This window comes from Ciceribacter thiooxidans (genome assembly GCF_014126615.1).
Classification (GTDB): domain Bacteria; phylum Pseudomonadota; class Alphaproteobacteria; order Rhizobiales; family Rhizobiaceae; genus Allorhizobium; species Allorhizobium thiooxidans.
Map to the genome: position 1 here is coordinate 1,270,717 of NZ_CP059896.1, position 21,335 is coordinate 1,292,051.

A 21,335-nucleotide genomic window follows, 5' to 3' on the forward strand; every position below is an offset into this window, starting at 1 on the left:
CCGGTCCCTTGTTGTTTTCCAGGAGTTTCTGATGGCGGATTTCGATTATGACCTGTTCGTGATCGGCGGCGGCTCCGGCGGCGTGCGCAGTGCACGGCTGGCGGCCTCGCTCGGCAAGCGCGTGGCGATTGCGGAGGAATACCGTTTCGGCGGCACCTGCGTTATCCGCGGCTGCGTACCGAAGAAGCTGCTCGTCTATGCTTCACAGTTTCACGAGCACTTCGAGGATGCCGTCGGTTACGGCTGGTCCGTCGGCGAAAGCAGCTTCGACTGGAAGAAGCTGATCGCCGCGAAAGACAAGGAGATTGCCCGTCTCGAAGGCCTCTATCGCAAGGGACTGGAGAATGCAGGGGCGGAGATCCTCGAGACACGCGCCGAATTGGCAGGCCCGAACAGCGTCCGGCTGGTGCAGAGCGGCCGGGTCGTCACCGCAGAGCGGATCGTCATCGCCGTCGGCGGCGCGCCCAATCCGCATGCCTCGCTGCCGGGACACGAACTCTGCATATCCTCCAACGAGGCTTTCCATCTCGAGGAACTGCCGCGCTCCATCGTGATTGCCGGCGGCGGCTACATCGCGGTGGAGTTCGCCAACATCTTTCACGGCCTCGGCGTCGACACCACGCTCATCTACCGTGGCATGGAGATCCTGTCGCGCTTCGACCAAGACATGCGACGCGGCCTCCACGAGGCGATGGAAGCGAAGGGTATCCGCATTCTCTGCCACGACGTGATCGAAAAGGTGGAGAAGACACCCGCGGACGGCCTCCGTGTAACGACGAAGAACAACGATGTCCTTGCCGCCGACCAGGTGATGCTGGCGCTCGGCCGCGATCCGAACACCAGTGGGCTCGGCCTCGAGGCGGCAGGCGTCGTCACCAACGAGCGCGGTGCCATCGTCGTCGATGACTATTCGCGCACAAACGTGCCGGGCATCTTCGCCTTCGGCGACGTGACCGACCGGGTGCAGCTCACGCCGGTGGCGATCCACGAGGCGATGTGCTTCATCGAAACCGAATACAAGAACAATCCGACCCGCCCGGACCACCACCTCATCGCCACCGCGGTCTTCTCGCAGCCGGAGATTGGCACCGTCGGTCTCTCCGAAGAGGCGGCCGCCAAGCGCTATCCGGAAATCGAAGTCTATCGGGCGCAGTTCCGGCCGATGAAGGCGACACTCTCGGGACGTAATGAGAAGATGATCATGAAGCTGATCGTCAATGCCGCCGACAGGAAGGTCGTCGGGGCGCACGTGCTCGGCCACGACGCCGGCGAGATGGCGCAGATTCTCGGAATCACGTTGAAGGCGGGTTGTACCAAGGACGATTTCGACCGGACAATGGCCGTTCATCCGACTGCGGCGGAGGAGCTGGTGACCATGTACACGCCGACCTATCGCGTGAAGAACGGCGAGCGCGTCTGAACGACGCGCTCCGCATCTCGGGTCCTCCGGTCAGCTGGCGAGCCGCGGCGTGCCGATGACCTTCTGGAAGAGGGCTTCCATCGCCTCGGTGATGCCCTCGGTCGGGCTCACCTCGAAATAGAGGCCCGGTGAGGCGCAAGACCGCATGCGGTCGGCGATCTCGCTCTGGAACGGTTTGATCCAGTTGTTGTACCAGGCGTTCTGCGGCAGGGGCAGGTAGGTCGTATAGAGGGCCGCGATCTTGATGCCCTTCTTCTTCAACGGTTCGCAAACCGAATAGTCGATCGGCTCCTGGCAGCGTGTCCCGGTCGTCTTCTTGGTGCAGGACGAGCCCTTGGAGCTGTCGGTCAGTCCGTCCGAAACGAAGAAGATCACCTTCTCCGGGTCGGTCTTGTTCTTGCCGCTGCCGCCCTTCTTGATGATTGTCGAAAGATTCTTGAAGGCGTTGTCGAGATCGGTTGCCTGGTCGTGATTGTAGTTCTGGTACGGAATTGACATCAGGTCGATCGCGTTTGCCGACGTGCGTACTGCGTTCATGTCCGACGACAGCGTGGAGATCTCGGTGAGTTTGGTGTCCTTCGCCGACGTACCGAATGTATAGATCCCCATCCGGTACTGGCTCGGGTAGCGCGCAGCTTTCGTGGCGCTATAGGTGAGCTGTTGAACGGCCTCACGAACGACGTCGATCCTCATGGAGACGCCGAGATCCTTGGCGAGGTCGTAATAATCATAGCTCTTCGATTCGTCGTGGCATGCGAAGGCGCACGTATCCGACGTGTGGCGCTCCATCATCTCAATATCCGCCAACGTGGCGCCGACACCCATGGACGGGGTGTTGTCGAGCAACATGTAGAAGTCCATGAAGGTGCCGGTATTGTAGGTCGCGGTCGCCGTTCCGCTCACGTTGATGGTGTCGTGGCTGAGGAGCCTCAGGAAGCTCGTCGGTACCTGCGCCTGGAAGGAGACGACGGCGTTCATCGTGTCGTCTTCCTTCGTTATGTCGATGGAAAGGTCCGTCAGTTTCGTCACCATGCCCGATGGGAGCTGCCCGTCGAAGAGCTTGCGTGCGTCCGCCTCCGCAATGGTGATCTTACCATTCTGCGATGTGCTGATGGCTGCCAGGACGCCGACTGACTGGGTCGAGAGCGCGCCGATGGCCGCCGCGTCGGCTGCCGCAAGCAGGGCCGCGCGCTGCTCGATTGCGTATCCGACGTCGACGGCCATGCCTATTGTGCCGAGAAGCGGAAGTGCAAGAAGCGCCGTGGTGGTGGCAAAATTTCCTGAACGATCCCTAAAATACTGTGCCAGTGAAAGATGCATTTCAGTCTACCTGAGTTCGAGGATTCGCGCGCTCATCGCGCCGAAATCCGCCCGACCAACATCTCGGGCTATATCAAATCTTGTGCATCCCTATTATTTTAGAGTTAATTGCGTAATATTGGCCCTGCAATTCTGATTTCTGGATTAATTTCCGGTTAATCGGAGTTGTCTTCGAAGGCTTGTCGTTTCGTTACTTTTCTCTTGTTTCTCTGGCGGCAAAGCCGCTGCCGGCGCCAACCTCCAGCCAGTCCGCCGTCGGCTTCCACAGCCGTTCGCGATGGGCGGAGCGGAAGAAGCCCAGATGGCCGATCGGCGTGTCACGAGACGCCGGCGAGATCCACGCCGTCTGCTGCGGTGCGCGGACATAATGTTTCAGAATCGCCTGCTGTGCCCGCGGTGTCCCCCAAGGGTCGTCGGTGAGGCCGATGGCGAGGATCGGCGTTTCCACCTCGCCGTAGCGTCGGGCCGCATCCAAGGACAGGTCGGCGAAGAAATATTCGGGGTTGCGGCCCCAGCGCGCCCACTGGCAGAAGATGCTGCCGGGGAGGGTCTCTCCGAGGCCGATCCAGCCCGGCACGCGTCCGGTTATAATCGCGAGAGGAACGCCGATCAGGTTCATCGCCGTGAACACTTTCAGCGGAACGTCAGTGTACCGCCAGTGCCCCGACATCACGGCTACCATCAGGTAGCGCAGGAAGCGCCGGTGCCGGCCGCTCAGCCCGAGCGCCTGCCCGCCGAAGGATTGGCCGACGCCGACCATGGGGTGACCAGGGGCGAGTGCATCGAGCGCGTCGACGGCGGCCGGCATGTCCTTCTCTGCCCAGTCCGCCATCAGGGGCGGACGCTTCCAGCCGGACGGTACTTTCGAAGCGGCGACGCCGCGATAGTCATAGGTGAGAACGGCGTGGAACCCGCGATCCTGAACGAGATAGGTCGCGAAACGACTGTAGAAGCCGCGCGGGACGGCCGCGGCGGACGAGATCAGGGCGAGGGGACCTTCACCGGTGCCGGCGAAGAGCGTTCCTTTCAGCGGAAAGCCATCCGCGGCCTCAAACGTGATGTCCTTCCCGATCACTGCGGCATCGCTCGACATTGGCTCCTCCCGTCCGGCGCAACGCAGATTCCGATATGCATCGATGCTGACGTTTACGTCAATGTAAGTTTTTCATTGCGCCGGCTTTGTGACGGGCTGGTCTGCGGGAGCCGTGCGAAGCCACCGGCACAGCGGTCTGCCGGTCCAGCCGGAGTGGTGCGGTCACGCTCGGGCTTCACCCGAAGTTCGGCTTTCCAAGTCGGCGATAAGAGTTTATAAGCCGCCCATTCGACGGCAGGAGGCCGTCGCACTGCGTGAACAGGTTAGGTTACGATCATGGCACAGAATTGGACCCCGAACAGCTGGAGGCAGAAGCCGATCAAGCAGGTTCCGGCCTATCCGGATGCGGCAGCACTTGCCGATGCGGAAGCTCGTCTTGCCAAGTATCCGCCGCTCGTCTTTGCTGGGGAGGCCCGCCGCCTGAAGAAGGCGCTCGCCAACGTGGCGGAAGGCAACGGGTTCCTGCTGCAGGGCGGCGACTGTGCCGAAAGCTTCGCCGAGCACGGCGCCGACACGATCCGCGACTTCTTCCGCGCCTTCCTGCAGATGGCCGTCGTCCTGACCTTCGGCGCCCAGCTGCCGGTGGTCAAGGTTGGCCGCATCGCGGGTCAGTTCGCCAAGCCGCGCTCCTCGGACTTCGAGAAGCAGGGCGATATCGAGCTGCCGAGCTATCGCGGCGACATCATCAACGGCATCGAATTCACCAGCGAGTCCCGTATTCCCAATCCGGAGCGCCAGATCATGGCGTACCGGCAGTCGGCCGCGACGCTGAACCTGCTGCGCGCCTTTGCGATGGGTGGTTACGCCAACCTCGAGAACGTGCATCAGTGGATGCTCGGTTTCGTGAAGGACAGCCCGCAGGCGGAACGCTACCGCAAGCTCGCCGACCGTATCTCGGAAACCATGGACTTCATGAAGGCCGTCGGCATCTCGTCCGAGAACAATCCGAGCCTTCGTGAGACCGACTTCTTCACCAGCCACGAAGCCCTGCTTCTCGGCTACGAGGAGGCGTTGACCCGCGTCGATTCGACCTCCGGCGATTGGTACGCAACCTCCGGCCACATGATCTGGATCGGCGACCGCACCCGCCAGGCCGACCACGCCCACGTCGAATACTGCCGCGGCATCAAGAACCCGATCGGGCTCAAGTGCGGTCCGTCCTTGCAGGCCGATGATCTCCTGAACCTGATCGACATCCTGAATCCGCAGAATGAGGCCGGCCGGCTGACGCTGATCTGCCGCTTCGGTCACGACAAGGTTGCCGAACACCTGCCGCGCCTCATCCGTGCCGTCGAGCGGGAGGGCCGCAAGGTCGTCTGGTCGTGCGACCCGATGCACGGCAACACGATCACGCTCAACAACTACAAGACCCGTCCGTTTGAGCGCGTACTGGCGGAAGTCGAGAGCTTCTTCCAGATCCATCGTGCCGAAGGTTCGCATCCGGGCGGCATCCATATCGAGATGACCGGCAAGGACGTAACCGAGTGCACCGGCGGCGCGCGTGCCGTGACGGCCGACGACCTTCAGGACCGTTATCACACCCACTGCGACCCGCGGCTCAACGCCGACCAGGCGCTGGAGCTCGCCTTCCTGCTTGCCGAGCGGATGAAGGGCGGACGTGACGAGAAGCGGATGATGGCTGCCAACGCCTGATCGATAAATCTGCTTGAAGCGAGATAAGAGCCGGCCCGCAAGGCCGGCTTTTTCATTGCACGAGGACCGGCCTCCGGCAGGAGGCATAGCTGACGGAGACGTCCGCCTCGCCCACCTTCACACCAAGCGTCAGCAGGGTGTTGTACAGGATCGTGTCGAGCGGCACCGTCAGCGTCGACAGGCTTTGTGCCAGCGCAGTCTGCAGCGATTGAGGCGTCCCGAGCGTCAACGCCGCCACGCGGATGTCGACTTTGAGATTCTCGAGCAGGGAGCGCTGCAGACTCGTCAGTGTCTGGGCTGTAGACACGGATTTCGTCACCCCTCCAGCTATGTCCGTAGCGGTGAAGACCAGCGACTTCTTGTAGAGGTTCGTGACATTGACATCGCCCATGGCCGCTATGTCGATGAGCGCCGTGTCGAGAAGCGTCGCCTTGGTGACGCGTGGCTTCACACCGAAATTCGCGAAGGCCGTCGGATCGACATTTCCGAGCGCCAGTTCGGCCAGGCCGGGGACCGCCTCGATGCCGACATCGGCTTTGCCGTCGGATCGGCATGATATGTCGGCCAGTCGCGCTTCGGCATGGGCGAGTTCGAGGTAGATCGGGACCCTGAGCTTGGCGCCGGCGAGCGCGAGAATGCCGTCGCCGGTGATCTCGAGCGAGAGGCGCGTCTGAGCGGTCCGCACCACCGTTCCGGGATCGCCGACCGCGAGAGGCGGCGTGCCGACCGGTGGCTCGCCGATTGCAAGCCTGAGCGTCGCGGTGGCAAGGCCGGGCACGCTCTGCTTGAGGTCGACCGCCAGCTGAGAATTGCCGTTTGCGGCGACGGCGGCGGCGGTCAGCAGATCGAAGGCGTTCACGTTGACGGTCAGGTTTTCTGCGGTGCCGACCGGCAGGCTGGCCACGGGACCGAGCGTGAGCACGTCGTTGAGGCTCATGGTGATGGCCGTGTGATCGACGGCGGTCGCCAGACGAGCCAGAACCGTGTTCATCCTGCTGGAGAGCCCGGGGTTGCGGCGCATGGCGTCGATGAGGGTGCCGAGTTTGACGTTCGCATCAAGAACGTCCTGATAGGTGCCGGCGGTGAGATTGATGTCGGTCGCGAGCATGTCGATTGTCTTCAGCGCATCGATATGCGTGTCGACCAGAGCTTCGTAATCCATGACGTCGAGGTCGACGGATGTGCCGAGCAGACCGGAGAGCAGGGCGTTCAGCACGCCGCCATGCAGGCTGGCGAGACGACTCCCTACCGAGAAAGCCGCCAGCTTGTCTGCTGCTGCGACTGCTTTCGCCGAGAGGACAGGGGCCTTGGCAAAGGCGGAGGCAAAGTAGAGATCGGCCTGGCGCGTCACCTCGACCTTGACGGCATCGGGGCTGCTTGTCGTCACCGCGAACCGCTCGCCGACGGGGAGCGCAACATTGGGGCTGTAACGGCCGACCGTGACCTTCGCGACCTCTGCAGGCACGCTGTCCGGCGTGATTCCCACCGTACGGCCGTCGATGATGAGGTGATCTCCCTGCAAAACCGGGATCGAGATGTTGTTCGCCCGGAAGTAGGCGGCAACCGCCGCCTCGGGTGCGGCGGCCTGCGCCGCCGCCGAGATCGCGGCGAGATCAGCCGCCTGCTGCAGGGCTCTCTGCTGCAGCGTCAGATTTCCATAGTCGACGCCGAGCGCAAGGGTGCCGATGATCAATGGCGCCACCAACGCGGCGGAAATGGCGATGTTTCCTTCGTTGTTCCGCAGGAGCGCGGAGCGGAGCGTGGTCGGCTTGCCCATTTCAGAGGCCCCCGAGGCGTATGGTCGCAAAGCGGGTGATGTGTTCGTCCGGCATTGCGAAACCGTAGAGGTTCCAGATCGGCAGGCCGGCGGCATCATAGGAAATGGTGACGGTGAACTGGCTCGGATTGTCGGGATCGTCATCTACCTTCACGGCCATCGCCGTGGTGTCGATGAAGGAATAGCGACCGGCCTCGGCGGAGATATAGTCCCTGGCCAGTTGCGAGCGTTCGGTCGCTGTGATTCCTGCGACGGCCGAGCGTGCCGCGTCGGAGGTGAGTTGCTGGACGGCATGGGCCGCGCTGAGATAGATCCCGTAGCCGATCATGGTAAGCACGATCATGATGAATACGGGCGCGACAATCGCGAACTCGATGGCAGAGGCACCACCGGTGTCCCGTTTTATATTGCGCTCCAACGGAATGCCTCCTGTATTTATATTACTTATATTGTATGTGTATCGTTTTTCTAATCCGTTAAATAAGCGCTTTGAATTTGACTTGTCGTTGCGAAATATAAAATTGTCTATCGTCAAAAATGTTCTTGAAGGAGGAAGCAATGGTCCAGGACTATGAAGGACGTTGCAATTGCGGTGCTATACGTTTCCGTGTGAAGGGTGCGCTCTCGGGCATCGTCGGCTGCCACTGCTCGCAATGCCGTCGGCAGACCGGCCTCTATTATGCAGCGACGAACGTGGACAAGGACCGGCTGGAGATCGAGGGTATGGACAGCGTCAGCTGGTATCGTTCCAGCGCGGCGGCGCGCAGGGGCTTCTGCCGAACCTGCGGTTCGGCGCTCTTCTGGGAGGCCGACGGCGCCGACTATGTCTCGGTGATGGCGGGCGCGTTCGACCAGCCCACGGGCCTCCGTTTCGGCTACCACATCTATTGTGCGGACAAGGCGGACTATTACGAGGTTGCCGACAACGCTCCGAGATTTTCAGCCGGCAGGACGTCCGGGGTGGCGGGCGACTGACTTCCGGCGAGGCGTTCGTCCTCCCGTCGAAGCGTTTCGACGGCATGGTGAAACGCTTCTTCCAGCGCTGCGAACTTCGTCGATTGCCAGTGGAAGTAGTCGCCGACGAACCGGCTGGAGAGCCAGAGACTGCCGCGGCGGCGCGGCAGTTCCCAGCCGAGCAACCCGTCAGTCTCCGCCTTCTTGAACATGCGCTTCAGGTTCGTCGAGGAAACGGAATAGCTCTCGCCGAGCTCCGACAGTGTGGTCGGCCCGACGAAGGTCTTTTCAGCCGCTGATTCGTATTCGTCGATGCGCGAGATCAGGTCGTGGAGGACAATGCCGCCGAGATCGGACCACAGAAAATGGCCGATCGTCTCCGGCGGGTCGCGCCAGTCCGGATGTTCGACGAGCTTGGCGGCCGCATACGGCTGAGCGATGCGGAAGATGCGCGGGTCGGCTGTCGTGATCGCCTCGCGGTTGCCGCCGTCCAGGCGGTCGAGGCAGGCCATGTGCGCCGTGAACCAGCTGATCATGCCGACATTGCTGGGCTCCGTCGCCTCGAGCACGCGAACGCGACGGTCCGGCACACCGGGCACATCGCGCAGGAATTTGTACGCGACGAGTTCCGCCAGGTAGGCGGTTGCGGTGTTGCGGCTTGCAGCGCCGACTTTCATCACGACTTCCACGAAGCGCGTCGCGGTGAGGCCGGAGAGCGGATCGTTCTCGGTGCGCTGCAGGTTCAGTGCGTAGAGCGATTGCGTCATCAGCCATTTGCGGTGGCTTGCCTTCAGCCGCGAAAGTCGCGGCGTGCGCAGGTGGATGCCGATCAGATGGTCTGCGATCTGTTTTTCGATCGCAGGGAAGAGCGGATGGCTAACGATTTCGGCACGGGTAAGGGTTCGCATGGGGATGCTCGAAAACAAAATCAGCGCGTCATCAGAAAAAGGGTGGGCCGTACCTTGCGTCGGGGACGCGCCGTCAGGCCCGGAGAAGGTCATCTTCTCCTCCTAAGAGATTTATAGATCCTTTGTATGTCAACGTTTTTCTCGGCCGAGAGAAAAATGTGGACCGATGGTGCGCCCTCAGGATGCCGGCGCCGAGAGGCGTTCGACCTGCTCGGGGAAGAAGCGCTTGGTGCTGAAGCCTTCGCCGAACATCATATCGTGCTGCAGATAGCGGTAGTCACGGACGATCGGGTCCAGTTTCTCGCCGGACTTCGACCAGTCGGTGATGGCGCCGCCGGTCCGCTCGACCAGCTGGTGGCGATCGATCGCGTCGTACCGCTCGTGCACGGCGCCTAAAATGCCGGTGTAGAAGGGGTGTTCATAGCCGGCGAGCTTCACCACGTGATAAGAGAGGAAGGCGGGGCTGATGGAGCCGATGTCCTTCTGCACGCCCTTCTTCGAGGACCAGACGACCAGCGGCGTTTCGTGTTCGCGCTTCATGACGTCGACCGGAGCCGAGCGGGATGCGACCTGATCGGCCATGTAGCCGCTCTCGGGATAGACGGTGCCGAGCGGCGGCAGATGATCGCCGAAGATGACGATGATCGTTTCACGCCGGCGCTTCTTTGCCCAGTCCATCAGCATCTTCAGGCTCTGATCGGCTTCGCGGACGCCCTGGGCGTAGGTCGCGAGCGACTGCGTGCTGGCCGGAGAGAGGGTCGGACCATCGATCGTAACGGTGTTCTTGGCGTAGCGGTGCGGCTCGTAAGGGCCGTGGCCCTGCAAGGTCACGCCGAAGAAGAAGAAGGGTTTCTGCGTGCGATCGGCCGTACGCATGACCTCCTTGGTGAAGGCTTCGTCGGAGGCAAAGATGCCGCGCTTGTCCATCACCGGCATGTTTTCTTCCGACAGGAAGCTCTCGAAGCCGAAGGACTCGTAGACGTTTGTGCGGTTCCAGAACCAGCCCTGGAAGGGATGGAACGACTTGGCGACGTAGCCCTTGGAGCGGAAGAAGGTGGCGAGCGACGGGACCGGACCGCGGATATACTGCTGGTATGGGATGCTGCCATAAGGCAGGAACGCATTGGAGAAACCCGTCAGCGCCTCGAACTCGACATTGGCCGTCATGCCCCGAACTCGGGCGAGAAGATATTGCCAGAGGCATTCTTGCGGATCGTCGGCATCGGGTCCGGCGAAAGCCGGACGGTGCCGAGCCGTGTCGGGTCCCAGAGCGACTCGCTCATCAGCATGATGACGTCAGGATGTTCACCGGCATTCGCCGCAGCGAGCGGAGCGCCTTGCGGGATGGCGTCGATCGCCTGCGCGCCGTAGCCTTCCGGCGCGGTGACGTTCGCCATCGGCAGGTTGAAGGCAAAGGCGAGCAGGAAGCCGTTGTGCAGATAGTTCTCACGCTGGTCCCACATCATGGGAATGATGTTCAGGCGGTCGCGCAGCGGCGAGTATTCGGCGTAGTCCATCAGCGAGAGGAAGCCACCGATGAGCGGCAGGCCGACCAGCAGGCGGAAGAGCTTTGCCGGACGGGAGAGCGACGGGAACCGGCGCCAGGCGAAAAACCACAGATAGACGAGGGCGACGAGGGCTGCGACCAGGCAGCAGCCGATCGCAACGGCGAGGTAGGGCCGTGCCGCCACCATGACCGGCAGCAGCTGCAGGATCTGGCGACCGAACAGCATGTCGCTCGGATAGAGCGGATCGGACAGGAAGAGCTGTTTCTGTGCCGATATGAAAGCGGGAATGACCGCGAGCGGCACCAGCACCAGCGCCGACTGGTAGGCACGGCCGAGAAGCGCGTCGGTCGCCGCAAAGAGCAGGAAGAGGATGCCGACCGCTGCCGGACCCGGGCGGTCGGTGGCGATCAGGAAGCGCAGGGCTTCATGGAGATTGCCGCGGGCGATCCATTCCGTCGTGAGAACCGTCAGGACGGCGAGAAACAGAAGATTGCCGAGGCGAACCGCCGCCCAGGCATAACCGTCCCGCCGGTTCGCCTTGGCAGCGACGGACGCAACGGCCCCTTCGGGCGTGATGGAAATAGCCGGATCGGAAACGATCTCAACCAAGGCACTCTCCAGAATCTGATGGCATGTCGGAAAACTGTCGCTCCTCTGTCACATAACTGTCATGAACGCCAGATGAACCGGCCGTTCATCGGAAAGTTCCATGCTGTTTTCCGCAACGGATCGAACCATGCGACGTTGCGGCTGGGTCCGGCTCGCGCTAAACGAGAGGTATGAGCGACACCATGACCCGCCCCGACACTCTTCGTATCGCAATTGCGCAGTTCAATCCGACTGTCGGCGACGTCGCCGGCAATCTCGCCAAGGCCCGTGAGGTGCGCGGCCAGGCGGCCGCCGCCGGCGCCGATCTGGTGCTCTTCACCGAACTCTTTATTTCCGGCTATCCGCCGGAAGACCTTGTTCTGAAAAGAGCTTTCCTCAGGAACTGCCTCGCGGCGGTGGAGCAGCTCGCGGCCGACACCGCAGATGGCGGGCCGGGGGTGGTCATCGGCTTTCCGCGGCAGGGAGAAAGCGGTCGGCACAATTCGGTCGCCGTCCTCGACCGGGGAAAGGTCATCGCGACCCGCGACAAGATCGACTTGCCGAACTACGGCGAATTCGACGAAAAGCGCGTCTTCACCGCCGGCGAGATGCCGGGGCCGGTGAATTTTCGGGGAATTCGCATTGGTATCCCGGTTTGCGAGGATATCTGGGGCGATCTCGGCGTCTGCGAGACGCTCGCCGAAGCAGGGGCGGAAATCCTCCTCGTGCCGAACGGCTCGCCCTATTACAGGGCGAAGATCGACGTGCGTTACCAGATTGCCCTGAAGCAGGTGATCGAGTGCGGGCTGCCGCTCGTCTACGCCAATCAGGTGGGCGGGCAGGACGAACTCGTCTTCGACGGCGCGAGCTTTGCCTTCAACGCCGACAAGTCACTCGCTTTCCAGATGAACCAGTTCGAGGCCGAGCTTCTGGTCACGACCTGGAAGCGCAGTGGCGATGGCTGGCGTTGCGAGGAACGGCCGATCGCCCACGTGCCGGAGAACGAGGAGGCGGATTACCGCGCCTGCATGCTCGGCCTGCGCGACTACGTCAACAAGAACGGTTTCAAGAGCGTGGTGATCGGCCTTTCGGGCGGCATCGATTCGGCGCTCTGCGCGGCGATTGCCGTCGATGCGCTCGGCGCCGAGCGGGTGCGGACGGTCATGCTGCCTTACCGCTACACCTCGGAAAGCTCGTTCTCGGATGCCGCGGCTTGCGCCAAGGCGCTCGGCTGCCATTACGACATCGTACCCATCGGTGAGCCGGTCGACGCTTTCATCTCCGCGCTCTCCGAACTCTTCGAGGGAACGGAACCGGGCGTCACGGAGGAGAACCTGCAGGCGCGCACCCGCGGCACGATCCTCATGGCGATCTCCAACAAGTTCGGCGCCATGGTCGTTACGACCGGCAACAAGTCGGAAATGTCGGTCGGCTACGCGACGCTCTACGGCGACATGAACGGCGGCTTCAATCCGGTCAAGGACCTCTACAAGATGCAGGTCTACGCGCTTTCTGGCTGGCGCAACAAGAACGTGCCGCTGGGCGCGCTTGGCCCCGCCGGCGAGGTCATACCGGCCAACATCATTTCCAAGGCTCCGTCGGCGGAGCTGCGGCCGAACCAGACCGACCAGGATTCGCTGCCGCCCTATCCGGCGCTGGACGACATCCTCGAATGCCTCGTCGAGCAGGAGATGTCGGTGGAGGAGATCGTCGCGCGCGGCCACGACGTTGCGACCGTACACAGGATCGAGCATCTGCTCTATCTGGCAGAGTACAAGCGCCGGCAGTCGGCGCCCGGTGTAAAGATCACCCGCAAGAACTTCGGCCGCGACCGGCGCTACCCGATCACCAACCGGTTCCGGGACCGCTGATCACGCCGATCCCAGCAAGGAGGCGAGCATGCGCAGTTCCGTCGAGATCTTCGACTGCAAAAGCCGCACCTCGCGGGTCGTCTGGCAGACGGAGGCGCTGGTCGAGGCGCCGAACTGGACCCCGGACGGTGCGCACCTTGTGATCAACGGCGACGGCCTGATCTACCGGCTGCCGGTCGATGGAAGCGCGCCGCCGGAGCCGATCGAGACGGGCTTTGCCGTCGGTTGCAACAATGATCACGGTCTTTCTCCCGACGGCACGACGCTCGCGATTTCCGACAAGACAGAGCACGGCAAATCCTGCATCTACCTCCTGCCGGCCACCGGCGGCGTGCCGCGGCAGGTGACCGCGCGGCTGCCGTCCTACTGGCACGGCTGGTCGCCCGACGGGCGGCATCTCGCCTATTGCGGAATCCGCAACGATGAATTCGGCATCTACACGATCTCCGTCGACGGGGGCGAGGAGCGGGAGCTGATCCGTGGCGGCGGGCACAACGATGGTCCCGACTATTCGCCCGACGGACAATGGATCTACTTCAACTCCGACCGCAGCGGGCTGATGCAGATCTGGAAGATCCGGCCCGATGGCACTGGTCTCGACCAGGTGACTGATGACGGCTTCGCCAACTGGTTTCCGCATCCCGCACCGAAGGGCGACGGGCTGATCTTTCTCTCCTATCGCAGCGACGTCGAAGGTCACCCGCGGGACAAGCAAGTATCGATACGGCGGAAGGACGTCGCGACGGGAGAGGTGGAGACACTCCTCAACCTCTTCGGCGGGCAGGGCTCGCTGAACGTGCCGAGCTGGTCTCCCGACGGCGATGCTTTCGCCTATGTTCGCTATTTCCCCGTCGAGTAAAACCGGATTGCACGCCGTTGGTCTTGCCACGGGCGGCGAACTGTGAACAATCGGCAGCGTCAGGTGCCCGCAGGCAAGGCGGGAGAATCGGGAATCCGGTGACAGTCCGGAACGTGCCCAACGCTGTGTGGCGGATGCCTGTCGCAAGGAACCGGTCTTCCGGTTCGCGTCACTGGCTTTTTGGCCGGGAAGGCGGCGACGGGCAGCGGAAGCCGAGTCAGAAGACCGGCCTGGCAAGATAGACTTGGCCCGCGCGGACGGCGGGCGGTCCTTTGCATTGTTGGGGATTTGACGATGCCGGACGAGCCGATGGACCATATGGTTCGGGTCGGCGCCTTCTCCGTTGAGGAGCGCGCTGCCATTTACAAAGCCATAGAAACCCGCCGCGACGTGCGCGACCAGTTCCTGCCGGACCCTCTGCCGGACGATCTCGTCTGGCGCCTGCTGTCGGCCGCGCACCATGCGCCGTCGGTGGGCTTCATGCAGCCGTGGAATTTCATTCTCGTGCGCGATGCCGAGCGGCGGGAGGAGATCTGGCGCGCCTTCAGCCGTGCCAACGACGAGGCGGCGGAGATGTTTTCGGGCAAGAAGCGTGGCGACTATCGTGCGCTGAAGCTCGAGGGTATCCGCAAGGCACCGCTCGGTATCTGCGTGACGTGCGATCCGACGCGCGGTGGTCCGGTCGTGCTCGGCCGAACGCACAATTTCAGCATGGACCGCTATTCGACGGTGTGTGCGATCCAGAACCTGTGGCTTGCGGCGCGCGCCGAAGGCGTCGGAGTCGGCTGGGTCAGCATTTTCCACGAGGACGAGCTGAAACGGATTCTCGCGATTCCGGAACATGTCGAGGTGATCGGCTGGTTCTGTCTCGGATATGTCGACACACTCTACGGAGAGCCCGAACTGGCGGTGAAGGGTTGGCGGAAGCGCCTGCCGCTCGAGGATCTGGTTTTTTCCGAAATCTGGCAGGATCGGCCGGTCGGCTGAGATCCGGCGGATAGCTGCGGGTATCCGCGCTCTACTGCTGGACCGGCTGCGGACCGGAGAGCGCCGGATGCCTGAGATCGATGCCGCTCGTCTCGCTCGGGAGGAAGACCGGGCCGACCTGTCGCACCTTCTTCTCCGCGGGATCATAGGGTCGCTCAACCGGTAACGACGGCTCCGCCTTCTCGGGAGCCGGCTTGCCGGCCGTCTTCAGGTCGATGACAGAGGAGTTGTAGTCCGGCACGTTTGCGCCGGCCGCCTGCGTCTTCATTCTGCGATAGAATTCGGTGAGGTTGCAGGTGCAGGAGGGTTGGTCGCCCTTGCGGCGGCTCTGGTAGGCGAATGCTGTCGGCGACTGCCGGTAGGGCCTGCCGGTCGTGGTCGAAATCATCTCGCCGCTTTCGGGCTCGGTGACCGACCGGAAATAGAGTTCGGTCTCGATGCCGGGGCACATCTGCCGGCATAGCTCGGCATCGCGCCGGAAGGTAAGCGGCGTGGTGTTCGACGAGATCGGGAAGAAGGCGCCGTCGCAGGTGCGCACGCAGAGCGTCTGCAGATTGCCCGCACCGTTCCGCCAACCGCCCGTCGGCAAGCCGTCCGGACCGAGGCGCGGCGCCACCATGTCGAGATAGGGTGTGCGGGGCGGTTCGGCGGGCGTGACATCGGCCTTCACAGGCTCTTCGTCGCAGTGGTTGGCCTCCATCAGGTCGAGAATCCGCTGACGGACCTCGTTCGGCTGCGTCGCACCGTTTCGCGCGGCATCGCGCCTGTCGACAAGCTGTTGCTTGTCCTCCTCCAGCCGCTTGATCTCGGCGGAAAGCGTTGCGCATTCTGGACGGTTCATCGCCGTATAATCAATGACGCTCGGAGAGCCGCAATGCAGGTCGAAAAAACGCTGGCGAGCCTTGCGGATCTGGAAGTTCTGCCTCGCGATCGCGCTGGAGAAGCGTCGCATCGCGGCGGTATCGCTCACCACTTCCGGCTCGCTTGCGAGGCTTGCCCGCAATCTGTCGCAGGTCATCGATGCATGGGAGATGGCCGGAGCAGGAAGGGTCGCAAGGACCATCACGGACAGCAGGGCGAGGCGACGGCGGTACGGCAATTGGCGTTCCCGATCTGCGGATAAAAGGCGTTGCTCGGAGCGATTTGCCTTTAGGCGCTTCCATCATAAATGGCGAGCGCCAATCCGCCAACCGGAGGTTCGATTTTGGCTTAACAGAAGGCGCCGGCCGGAGACTTGCCTCCGGCCGGTACCTGACCGGCGAGAACGACCGCCGTCAGGCGGCGCGGGCCTGTTCGAGCGTCATCGGCTGTTCCAGCACGCGGTGGTCGATTCCGGCGACCTCCTTCATCCGGTCGAGCAGGTCCTGGGTCACTTCCCAGGCGATGGCGACCGCGTAGACGGAGCCGATCTTCTGGGGATCGGCAATCCTTTCTCCCGGGCATCCCATGCGGCGGAACATGCGTTCGAGGAACACGTCGGTCACCGTGACGATGTGCGTGAGCCCGGAGGCGAGCCCGAGCTCGCCGACACCGCACATCAGCTCGGCGGCCGCAAGCGTCACCTGGTTCGAGGCACGGTCCTGCGAGATCTCCGGATCAATGCAGAAACGGCTCGATTCCCAGATCGCGGCGCTGCGGATCGGCGGATTTTCGCCGAGCAGAACCGGGAAAGTATCGTCGAGCATGTTCGGGCCGAGGGTGGGAAGCAGCCGCAGGGCACCCCGCAGGCGCCCCGTCTCGGGCGAGTAGGACAGGACGTAGATCGGATTTGCGTCGTCGTAGTGATCGATTTCCCAGTCGCCCTCTACCTTGACATCCCATTTCAGGAGGTCGTGAAAGACCCGCTTTCGCAGGCTGAATACGTCCGCCATTTCTTTCGAATGGCGATCGCGATTGGCTCCGTTGATAATCTTGATCATTGCCGGTCTCCCTTCTGAGGTCAGGGAGAAAAATTCGCCTCTTCAGCTAGAAATTGAAACTGGCGGTAGGGACAGTTTAAGTAATTGCAATTTGCGATTATTCTCGCTTGCCCATCGTGCAAAGCCCGGCGCCGGCGCAAATGCTCGCAGGGCGCAGGCTTCCTATTCGGATCGATTGTCCGGTCCGGAGATGAGGCCCTGCCACACGGCTTCGGCGACCGCCTGCGTATTGCTGACGACATTCAGCTTCCGCCGGGCGTTGGACATGAAATAGCGGACGGTGCGTTCGGAGATGCCGAGAATGACGGCGATCTCCCAATAGCTCTTGCCGGCCGCAGCCCAGGTGAGCGCCTCCTTCTCCCTACCGGTCAGGATCGAACGCGCGCTCTGTCGGTGGGGGCCTTCCTCAGCCGTTTCCAGCACGGCCGCGTGGAATTTCGCAGCGAGCGTGTGAAGGTCGCGGTCGTAGTGACGTCGAAACTGACGCCAGTCGCGTGCGTCCGCGACGCTGATCGCAAAAAGGGCCGCATGGCCTTCGCGGGAAGCGAGGGGATAGCAGACGCCGGTGGTGGACAAGGAGTGTTCGCGCGCGACGGACAGGAGGAGTTGTGCGATCGGAATCGTTTCCGGCAGCATGAACCAGTCGAGCGGCCGCACGGAGGTGAGGGCGTGCTTGAGCAGAGGGGTCAGGACATGCGGACCGAGGGCGGTGACAGCCCGGACAACATGCGGCGCGTAGGTGTGGTGGATACGATGCAGTCTGACTCCGGTCGCCGCAGGGATGGCGTCGATATAGAGGATGTTCGAGATTGCGAACTCAGCCTGCATCCTTTTGAAAAACGGCTGCGGTCGAACGACCTCTTCGCTTTCCAGCCAGTCCAGCAGGTCAAAATAACCCTTCTGGTTAATCATTATCTGACCCTGACAAATCTATGGGATAAGATCGTCCAGCAAAAATGGCTTGTCCAGCGCATTTTTCATGCGCCGGAAGAGGTCTGATCGTGTGCCTTTCTTGTAACAGGAAGCATGCGTCGCGACGGGGATATCGCCGCGACGCGCACGTCGTCATGCGGGTTGCGTGGCTTCCACGACCGCGAGTGCCGCCATGTTGACGACGCCGCGTGAGGTGACCGATGTCGAGAGCACGTGGGCAGGAAGTGCTGCACCAAGCAGGATCGGGCCGACGTGGAGTGCATCCATCATCGTGCGCACGAGGCCGAGCGAGATGTTGGCGGCATCGAGATTCGGGAAGACCAGGAGATTGGCTTCACCGGTGAGCGTGCTGTCAGGCATGGCACGCTTGCGCAGCGCCTCTGAGAGCGCCGAGCCACCCTGCATCTCGCCGTCGACCTCGAGGTCGGGCGCGCGCTCGCGAATGAGGCGCAGGGCCTCCCGCATCTTGCGGGCGCTTTCGGAATCACGCGAGCCGAAATTGGAGTGGGTGAGGAGGGCTGCCTTCGGGGTGATCCCGAAGCGGCGGACCTCCTGTGCAGCCAACACTGTCGTTTCGGCGATTTCCGCAGCCGTCGGGTTGTGGGTCACGAAGGTATCGGTGAAGAAGATCGCGCCGCGCTGGGAGATCAGCAGGCTGAGACCCGAAAAGGCGCATACGCCCGACTTCTTGCCGATGATCTGGCCGACATCGCGCAGATGCCGATCGAAACGGCCCTCGACCCCGCAGATCAGCGCATCGGCATCACCACGGCGAACCGCGAGCGCTCCGATGACCGTGTTGTTGGTGCGCACGATCGTACGTGCGGCTTCCGGATTGATACCGGCGCGGCCGACGAGCCCGAAATATTCTTCGACATAGTCGCGGTAGCGCGGATCGTCTTCCGGATTGACCACCTCGAAGTCGGCGCCGGGGCGAATGCGCAGCCCGAAACGCTGGAGGCGGTTCTCGATGATCGGCGGACGGCCGATCAGGATCGGCTGGCCGATGCCTTCCTCGAGCAGCACCTGTGCGGCGCGCAACACGCGCTCGTCCTCGCCTTCGGCAAAGATCACGCGCTTGGCCGGCGCCTTCTTGGCCGCCGTGAAGATCGGCTTCATGACGAAGCCGGAGCGGAAGACGAAGCGGTTCAGCTGGTCGAGATAGGTGTCGAAATCGGCGATCGGCCGGCGGGCGACGCCGCTTTCGGCCGCGGCCCTCGCAACCGCCGGAGCGATGCGCAGGATCAGGCGGGGATCGAAGGGCGAGGGGATGAGATAGCTCGGCCCGAAGGTCGGCGATTCACCGGAATAGGCCTTCGCTGCCACTTCCGACACTTCTTCGCGGGCGAGTGCTGCGATCGCCCGCACCGCCGCCATCTTCATTTCTTCGTTGATGGTGGTGGCGCCGCAATCGAGCGCTCCGCGGAAAATGTAAGGGAAGCATAGAACGTTGTTTACCTGGTTCGGGAAGTCCGAACGGCCGGTGCAGATCATCGCGTCCGGGCGTGCAGCACGTGCAAGATCCGGCATGATTTCCGGGGTCGGGTTGGCGAGCGCCATGATCAGCGGCTTCTCCGCCATGCGGGCGAGGAGCTCCGGCTTCAGGACGCCGGCGGCCGACAGGCCGAGGAAAACATCCGCGCCTTCAATCGATTCCGACAGCGTGCGCTTGTCGGAGGGTTGGGCGTAGACGGACTTCCAGCGGTCCATCAGGGCTTCGCGGCCGACATAGACCAGGCCTTCGATGTCGTGGACCCAGATGTTCTCCCGGCGGGCGCCGAGCGTGACAAGGAGATTGAGACAGGCGAGTGCGGCCGCACCGGCACCCGAGGCGACGATCTTGACGTCCTCGATCTTCTTGCCGGCAAGTTCGAGCCCGTTGAGGATCGCGGCGGCCACGATAATCGCGGTACCGTGCTGGTCGTCGTGGAAGACGGGAATGGACATCTTTTCGCGGAGCTGCTGCTCCACTTCGAAGCATTCCGGCGACTTGATGTCCTCGAGGTTGATGCCGCCGAAGGTGGGCTCGAGCGCGGAGATCGTCGAGACCATCTCGTCGACCGCCGGGGCGCTGATCTCGATGTCGAAGACGTCGATGCCGGCGAACTTCTTGAAGAGGACGGCCTTGCCTTCCATCACCGGCTTCGAGGCGAGCGGGCCGATATTGCCGAGCCCGAGCACCGCGGTACCGTTCGAGACCACAGCGACAAGATTGCCGCGCGCGGTATAGTCGAAGGCGGTGTCGGGCTCGTCACGGATGGCGAGGCAGGGCGCTGCCACACCCGGGGAATAGGCGAGTGCCAGGTCGCGCTGGTTGCCCAGCGGCTTGGTCGCCTGGATTTCGAGTTTCCCCGGTCTCGGATAGCGATGGTAGAAGAGTGCCTGCTCGTCGAGGTCGCCGGACGCCGGTTGCGGCTTCGTCTTGTCCTGAGAATTCATCGTGCCCACTAACATATGTCTCTAAAGTCGAGACTCCTGAATACACGAAAAGTCCTCGGGGGAAGTATCTTCGGACGCTCTCCGGCACCTCTCCGTCGCTTCTCAGACGCCCGGCGTGAAAAGCGGCGGAAGCGAGGTGGCGTGCACGCCGTATTTCAAGGTGGTGCACTTGCCGTCGGCCGTCTGCTGGCAGGCGTCGGCCTTGTCGATCGAGCCGGTAGTCTGTGAGCAACCGGCGAGGGCCGCGGCGACGAGCGTGGCGAGGACGATCTTTTTCATGTTCTTGGCTCCTGAGGGCGGTCATCGCGGGGATCCGCGCGCCGTTGAATGAACTTACAAGTCTTATATTGAACATGAGTGTTCAAATTTCAACGGCAATGCGGTAGAAAGATCGAGATGAATTGACGCAGCCGGAATTCCTGCAATTTTACGGGAGCCGGAGTGCGTCGAAAGGAAATGCGCCTTGAGTATCAGAACCCGGATCCGCGACGCGGCGATCTGTCTCTTTGCCAGGAAGGGTGGTGATCGGGTCACCATCAGCGAGCTGGCGGACGAGGCCGGTGTCGCGCGCGGCACGGTCTACAACACGATCCCCGATCCCGGTGCCCTCTTCGAGGACATCGCCGGTGACCTCGCGCGGGAGATGCAGGAACGGGTGGTGGCGAGCATGGCCGGGCTCACCGATCCCGCCTTGCGATTGTCCTGCGGGGTTCGGCTTTTCATTCGCCGCGCCCATGAGGAACCGCACTGGGGCCGGTTCCTCGTCCGTTTCAGTCTCACCAACAGGGCGCTGCAGGGATTGCTCACCAGTTCCTCGACAGAGGACATCCTCAAGGGCGTGGAGCAGGGCCGCTACATCGTACCGCGGGAACAGGTCACCTCGGTGGTGGCAATGATCGGTGGTACGACGCTTGCGGCCATGCTTCTCGTCCAGGAGGGACACAGGGCCTGGCGGGAGGCCGGCAGTGAGGCTGCCGAGTTGCTGCTGGTGGCGCTCGGGGTGGACCGCCAGGAGGCGAGGGCCGTTGCAACGCAGAAGCTGCCGCCGCTTTCCGACTGAATGATCCGTGGTCGCGGCGATCCCCGCGCATGTCATCAAGCTGAAA

17 protein-coding genes, 1 pseudogene and 1 riboswitch are annotated in these 21,335 nt (G+C 62.7%); of the genes and pseudogenes, 7 read left to right on the forward strand and 11 right to left on the reverse strand.

The genetic code is table 11. The features are described 5' to 3' along the window. The first annotated feature begins 31 nt into the window (after positions 1–31). Positions 32–1,420, forward strand: a complete 1,389-nt coding sequence (gene gor / locus H4I97_RS05955) for a glutathione-disulfide reductase (RefSeq protein WP_182306999.1) — start codon at positions 32–34, stop codon at positions 1,418–1,420. A gap of 30 nt (positions 1,421–1,450) precedes the next feature. Here gor and H4I97_RS05960 read toward each other — a convergent pair whose 3' ends face one another. Then, positions 1,451–2,740: a pilus assembly protein TadG-related protein gene (locus tag H4I97_RS05960; protein WP_182307000.1), complete on the reverse strand. Its 1,290-nt coding sequence runs from the start codon at positions 2,738–2,740 to the stop codon at positions 1,451–1,453. Between the two features lie 190 nt (positions 2,741–2,930). Further along, positions 2,931–3,833 carry an alpha/beta hydrolase family protein gene (locus tag H4I97_RS05965; protein ID WP_182307001.1) on the reverse strand — a complete coding sequence of 301 codons (903 nt, stop codon included), beginning with the start codon at positions 3,831–3,833 and terminating at the stop codon, positions 2,931–2,933. Between the two features lie 276 nt (positions 3,834–4,109). Between H4I97_RS05965 and H4I97_RS05970 the strand changes: the two genes are divergently transcribed. After that, on the forward strand, positions 4,110–5,486 hold the full coding sequence (locus H4I97_RS05970) for a class II 3-deoxy-7-phosphoheptulonate synthase (protein ID WP_182307002.1): 1,377 nt from the start codon (positions 4,110–4,112) through the stop codon (positions 5,484–5,486). Between the two features lie 52 nt (positions 5,487–5,538). Here the strand turns inward: H4I97_RS05970 and H4I97_RS05975 are convergent, their stop codons facing one another. Beyond that, on the reverse strand, positions 5,539–7,263 hold the full coding sequence (locus H4I97_RS05975; protein ID WP_182307003.1) for a TadG family pilus assembly protein: 1,725 nt from the start codon (positions 7,261–7,263) through the stop codon (positions 5,539–5,541). Position 7,264: 1 nt separating this feature from the next. Beyond that, positions 7,265–7,687: a TadE/TadG family type IV pilus assembly protein gene (locus H4I97_RS05980; RefSeq protein WP_378144395.1), complete on the reverse strand. Its 423-nt coding sequence runs from the start codon at positions 7,685–7,687 to the stop codon at positions 7,265–7,267. A 134-nt stretch (positions 7,688–7,821) separates the two neighbouring features. Between H4I97_RS05980 and H4I97_RS05985 the strand changes: the two genes are divergently transcribed. Continuing rightward, a complete protein-coding gene (locus H4I97_RS05985; protein WP_182307005.1) occupies positions 7,822–8,238 on the forward strand; it encodes a GFA family protein in 417 nt (138 codons plus the stop codon). On the opposite strand, the gene H4I97_RS05990 is transcribed toward H4I97_RS05985, so the two are convergent. Together H4I97_RS05990 and H4I97_RS05995 are read right to left on the reverse strand one after the other, a co-directional pair. Then, positions 8,172–9,125 carry a hypothetical protein gene (locus tag H4I97_RS05990; RefSeq protein ID WP_244658720.1) on the reverse strand — a complete coding sequence of 318 codons (954 nt, stop codon included), beginning with the start codon at positions 9,123–9,125 and terminating at the stop codon, positions 8,172–8,174. The two genes, H4I97_RS05985 and H4I97_RS05990, sit on opposite strands and share 67 nt — an antisense overlap. A 177-nt stretch (positions 9,126–9,302) precedes the next feature. Continuing rightward, positions 9,303–11,119, reverse strand: a pseudogene (locus H4I97_RS05995) (LTA synthase family protein). A gap of 305 nt (positions 11,120–11,424) precedes the next feature. Here H4I97_RS05995 and H4I97_RS06000 point away from each other — a divergent pair. The 3 genes from H4I97_RS06000 (at position 11,425) to bluB (ending at position 14,938) form a co-directional block, all read left to right on the forward strand. Then, positions 11,425–13,092 (forward strand): NAD+ synthase, encoded by a 1,668-nt coding sequence (locus H4I97_RS06000; protein ID WP_425306240.1) that lies wholly within the window; start codon positions 11,425–11,427, stop codon positions 13,090–13,092. Between the two features lie 28 nt (positions 13,093–13,120). Then, the gene (locus tag H4I97_RS06005; protein ID WP_182307007.1) at positions 13,121–13,951 is read left to right on the forward strand and encodes a TolB family protein; all 831 of its coding nucleotides are present in this window, start codon (positions 13,121–13,123) and stop codon (positions 13,949–13,951) included. 44 nt (positions 13,952–13,995) lie between these two features. Then, a riboswitch (cobalamin riboswitch) is annotated at positions 13,996–14,199 on the forward strand. A 46-nt stretch (positions 14,200–14,245) separates the two neighbouring features. After that, positions 14,246–14,938, forward strand: coding sequence for a 5,6-dimethylbenzimidazole synthase (bluB, locus tag H4I97_RS06010; RefSeq protein ID WP_182307008.1), 693 nt, complete (start codon positions 14,246–14,248; stop codon positions 14,936–14,938). Between the two features lie 31 nt (positions 14,939–14,969). Here the strand turns inward: bluB and H4I97_RS06015 are convergent, their stop codons facing one another. The 5 genes from H4I97_RS06015 to H4I97_RS06035 form a co-directional block, all read right to left on the reverse strand. Then, positions 14,970–16,037, reverse strand: coding sequence for a DUF2865 domain-containing protein (locus H4I97_RS06015; RefSeq protein WP_182307009.1), 1,068 nt, complete (start codon positions 16,035–16,037; stop codon positions 14,970–14,972). 175 nt (positions 16,038–16,212) lie between these two features. Continuing rightward, positions 16,213–16,857, reverse strand: coding sequence for an acyl-homoserine-lactone synthase (locus tag H4I97_RS06020; protein WP_182307010.1), 645 nt, complete (start codon positions 16,855–16,857; stop codon positions 16,213–16,215). A gap of 162 nt (positions 16,858–17,019) precedes the next feature. Next, positions 17,020–17,769, reverse strand: a complete 750-nt coding sequence (locus H4I97_RS06025) for a helix-turn-helix transcriptional regulator (protein ID WP_182307011.1) — start codon at positions 17,767–17,769, stop codon at positions 17,020–17,022. A 153-nt stretch (positions 17,770–17,922) separates the two neighbouring features. Next, positions 17,923–20,229, reverse strand: a complete 2,307-nt coding sequence (locus tag H4I97_RS06030; protein ID WP_182307012.1) for an NADP-dependent malic enzyme — start codon at positions 20,227–20,229, stop codon at positions 17,923–17,925. Between the two features lie 102 nt (positions 20,230–20,331). Continuing rightward, positions 20,332–20,508 (reverse strand): lipoprotein, encoded by a 177-nt coding sequence (locus H4I97_RS06035; RefSeq protein WP_182307013.1) that lies wholly within the window; start codon positions 20,506–20,508, stop codon positions 20,332–20,334. A gap of 184 nt (positions 20,509–20,692) precedes the next feature. On the opposite strand from H4I97_RS06035, the gene H4I97_RS06040 reads away from it, so the two are divergent. Beyond that, the gene (locus tag H4I97_RS06040; protein ID WP_182307014.1) at positions 20,693–21,289 is read left to right on the forward strand and encodes a TetR/AcrR family transcriptional regulator; all 597 of its coding nucleotides are present in this window, start codon (positions 20,693–20,695) and stop codon (positions 21,287–21,289) included. The last annotated feature ends 46 nt before the right edge of the window (positions 21,290–21,335 follow it).

What these genes read in the sequence shown, in the direction of transcription:
- bluB (WP_182307008.1), top strand. Translation starts at nt 14,246, where the DNA reads ATGCCGGACGAGCCGATGGACCATATGGTTCGGGTCGGCGCCTTCTCC.
- H4I97_RS06005 (WP_182307007.1), top strand. Translation starts at nt 13,121, where the DNA reads ATGCGCAGTTCCGTCGAGATCTTCGACTGCAAAAGCCGCACCTCGCGG.
- H4I97_RS06025 (WP_182307011.1), bottom strand. Translation starts at nt 17,769, where the DNA reads ATGATTAACCAGAAGGGTTATTTTGACCTGCTGGACTGGCTGGAAAGC.
- H4I97_RS05970 (WP_182307002.1), top strand. Translation starts at nt 4,110, where the DNA reads ATGGCACAGAATTGGACCCCGAACAGCTGGAGGCAGAAGCCGATCAAG.
- H4I97_RS06035 (WP_182307013.1), bottom strand. Translation starts at nt 20,508, where the DNA reads ATGAAAAAGATCGTCCTCGCCACGCTCGTCGCCGCGGCCCTCGCCGGT.
- H4I97_RS05965 (WP_182307001.1), bottom strand. Translation starts at nt 3,833, where the DNA reads ATGTCGAGCGATGCCGCAGTGATCGGGAAGGACATCACGTTTGAGGCC.
- gor (WP_182306999.1), top strand. Translation starts at nt 32, where the DNA reads ATGGCGGATTTCGATTATGACCTGTTCGTGATCGGCGGCGGCTCCGGC.
- H4I97_RS05960 (WP_182307000.1), bottom strand. Translation starts at nt 2,740, where the DNA reads ATGCATCTTTCACTGGCACAGTATTTTAGGGATCGTTCAGGAAATTTT.
- H4I97_RS06030 (WP_182307012.1), bottom strand. Translation starts at nt 20,229, where the DNA reads ATGAATTCTCAGGACAAGACGAAGCCGCAACCGGCGTCCGGCGACCTC.
- H4I97_RS05975 (WP_182307003.1), bottom strand. Translation starts at nt 7,263, where the DNA reads ATGGGCAAGCCGACCACGCTCCGCTCCGCGCTCCTGCGGAACAACGAA.
- H4I97_RS06020 (WP_182307010.1), bottom strand. Translation starts at nt 16,857, where the DNA reads ATGATCAAGATTATCAACGGAGCCAATCGCGATCGCCATTCGAAAGAA.
- H4I97_RS05990 (WP_244658720.1), bottom strand. Translation starts at nt 9,125, where the DNA reads ATGCGAACCCTTACCCGTGCCGAAATCGTTAGCCATCCGCTCTTCCCT.
- H4I97_RS06000 (WP_425306240.1), top strand. Translation starts at nt 11,425, where the DNA reads ATGACCCGCCCCGACACTCTTCGTATCGCAATTGCGCAGTTCAATCCG.
- H4I97_RS05985 (WP_182307005.1), top strand. Translation starts at nt 7,822, where the DNA reads ATGGTCCAGGACTATGAAGGACGTTGCAATTGCGGTGCTATACGTTTC.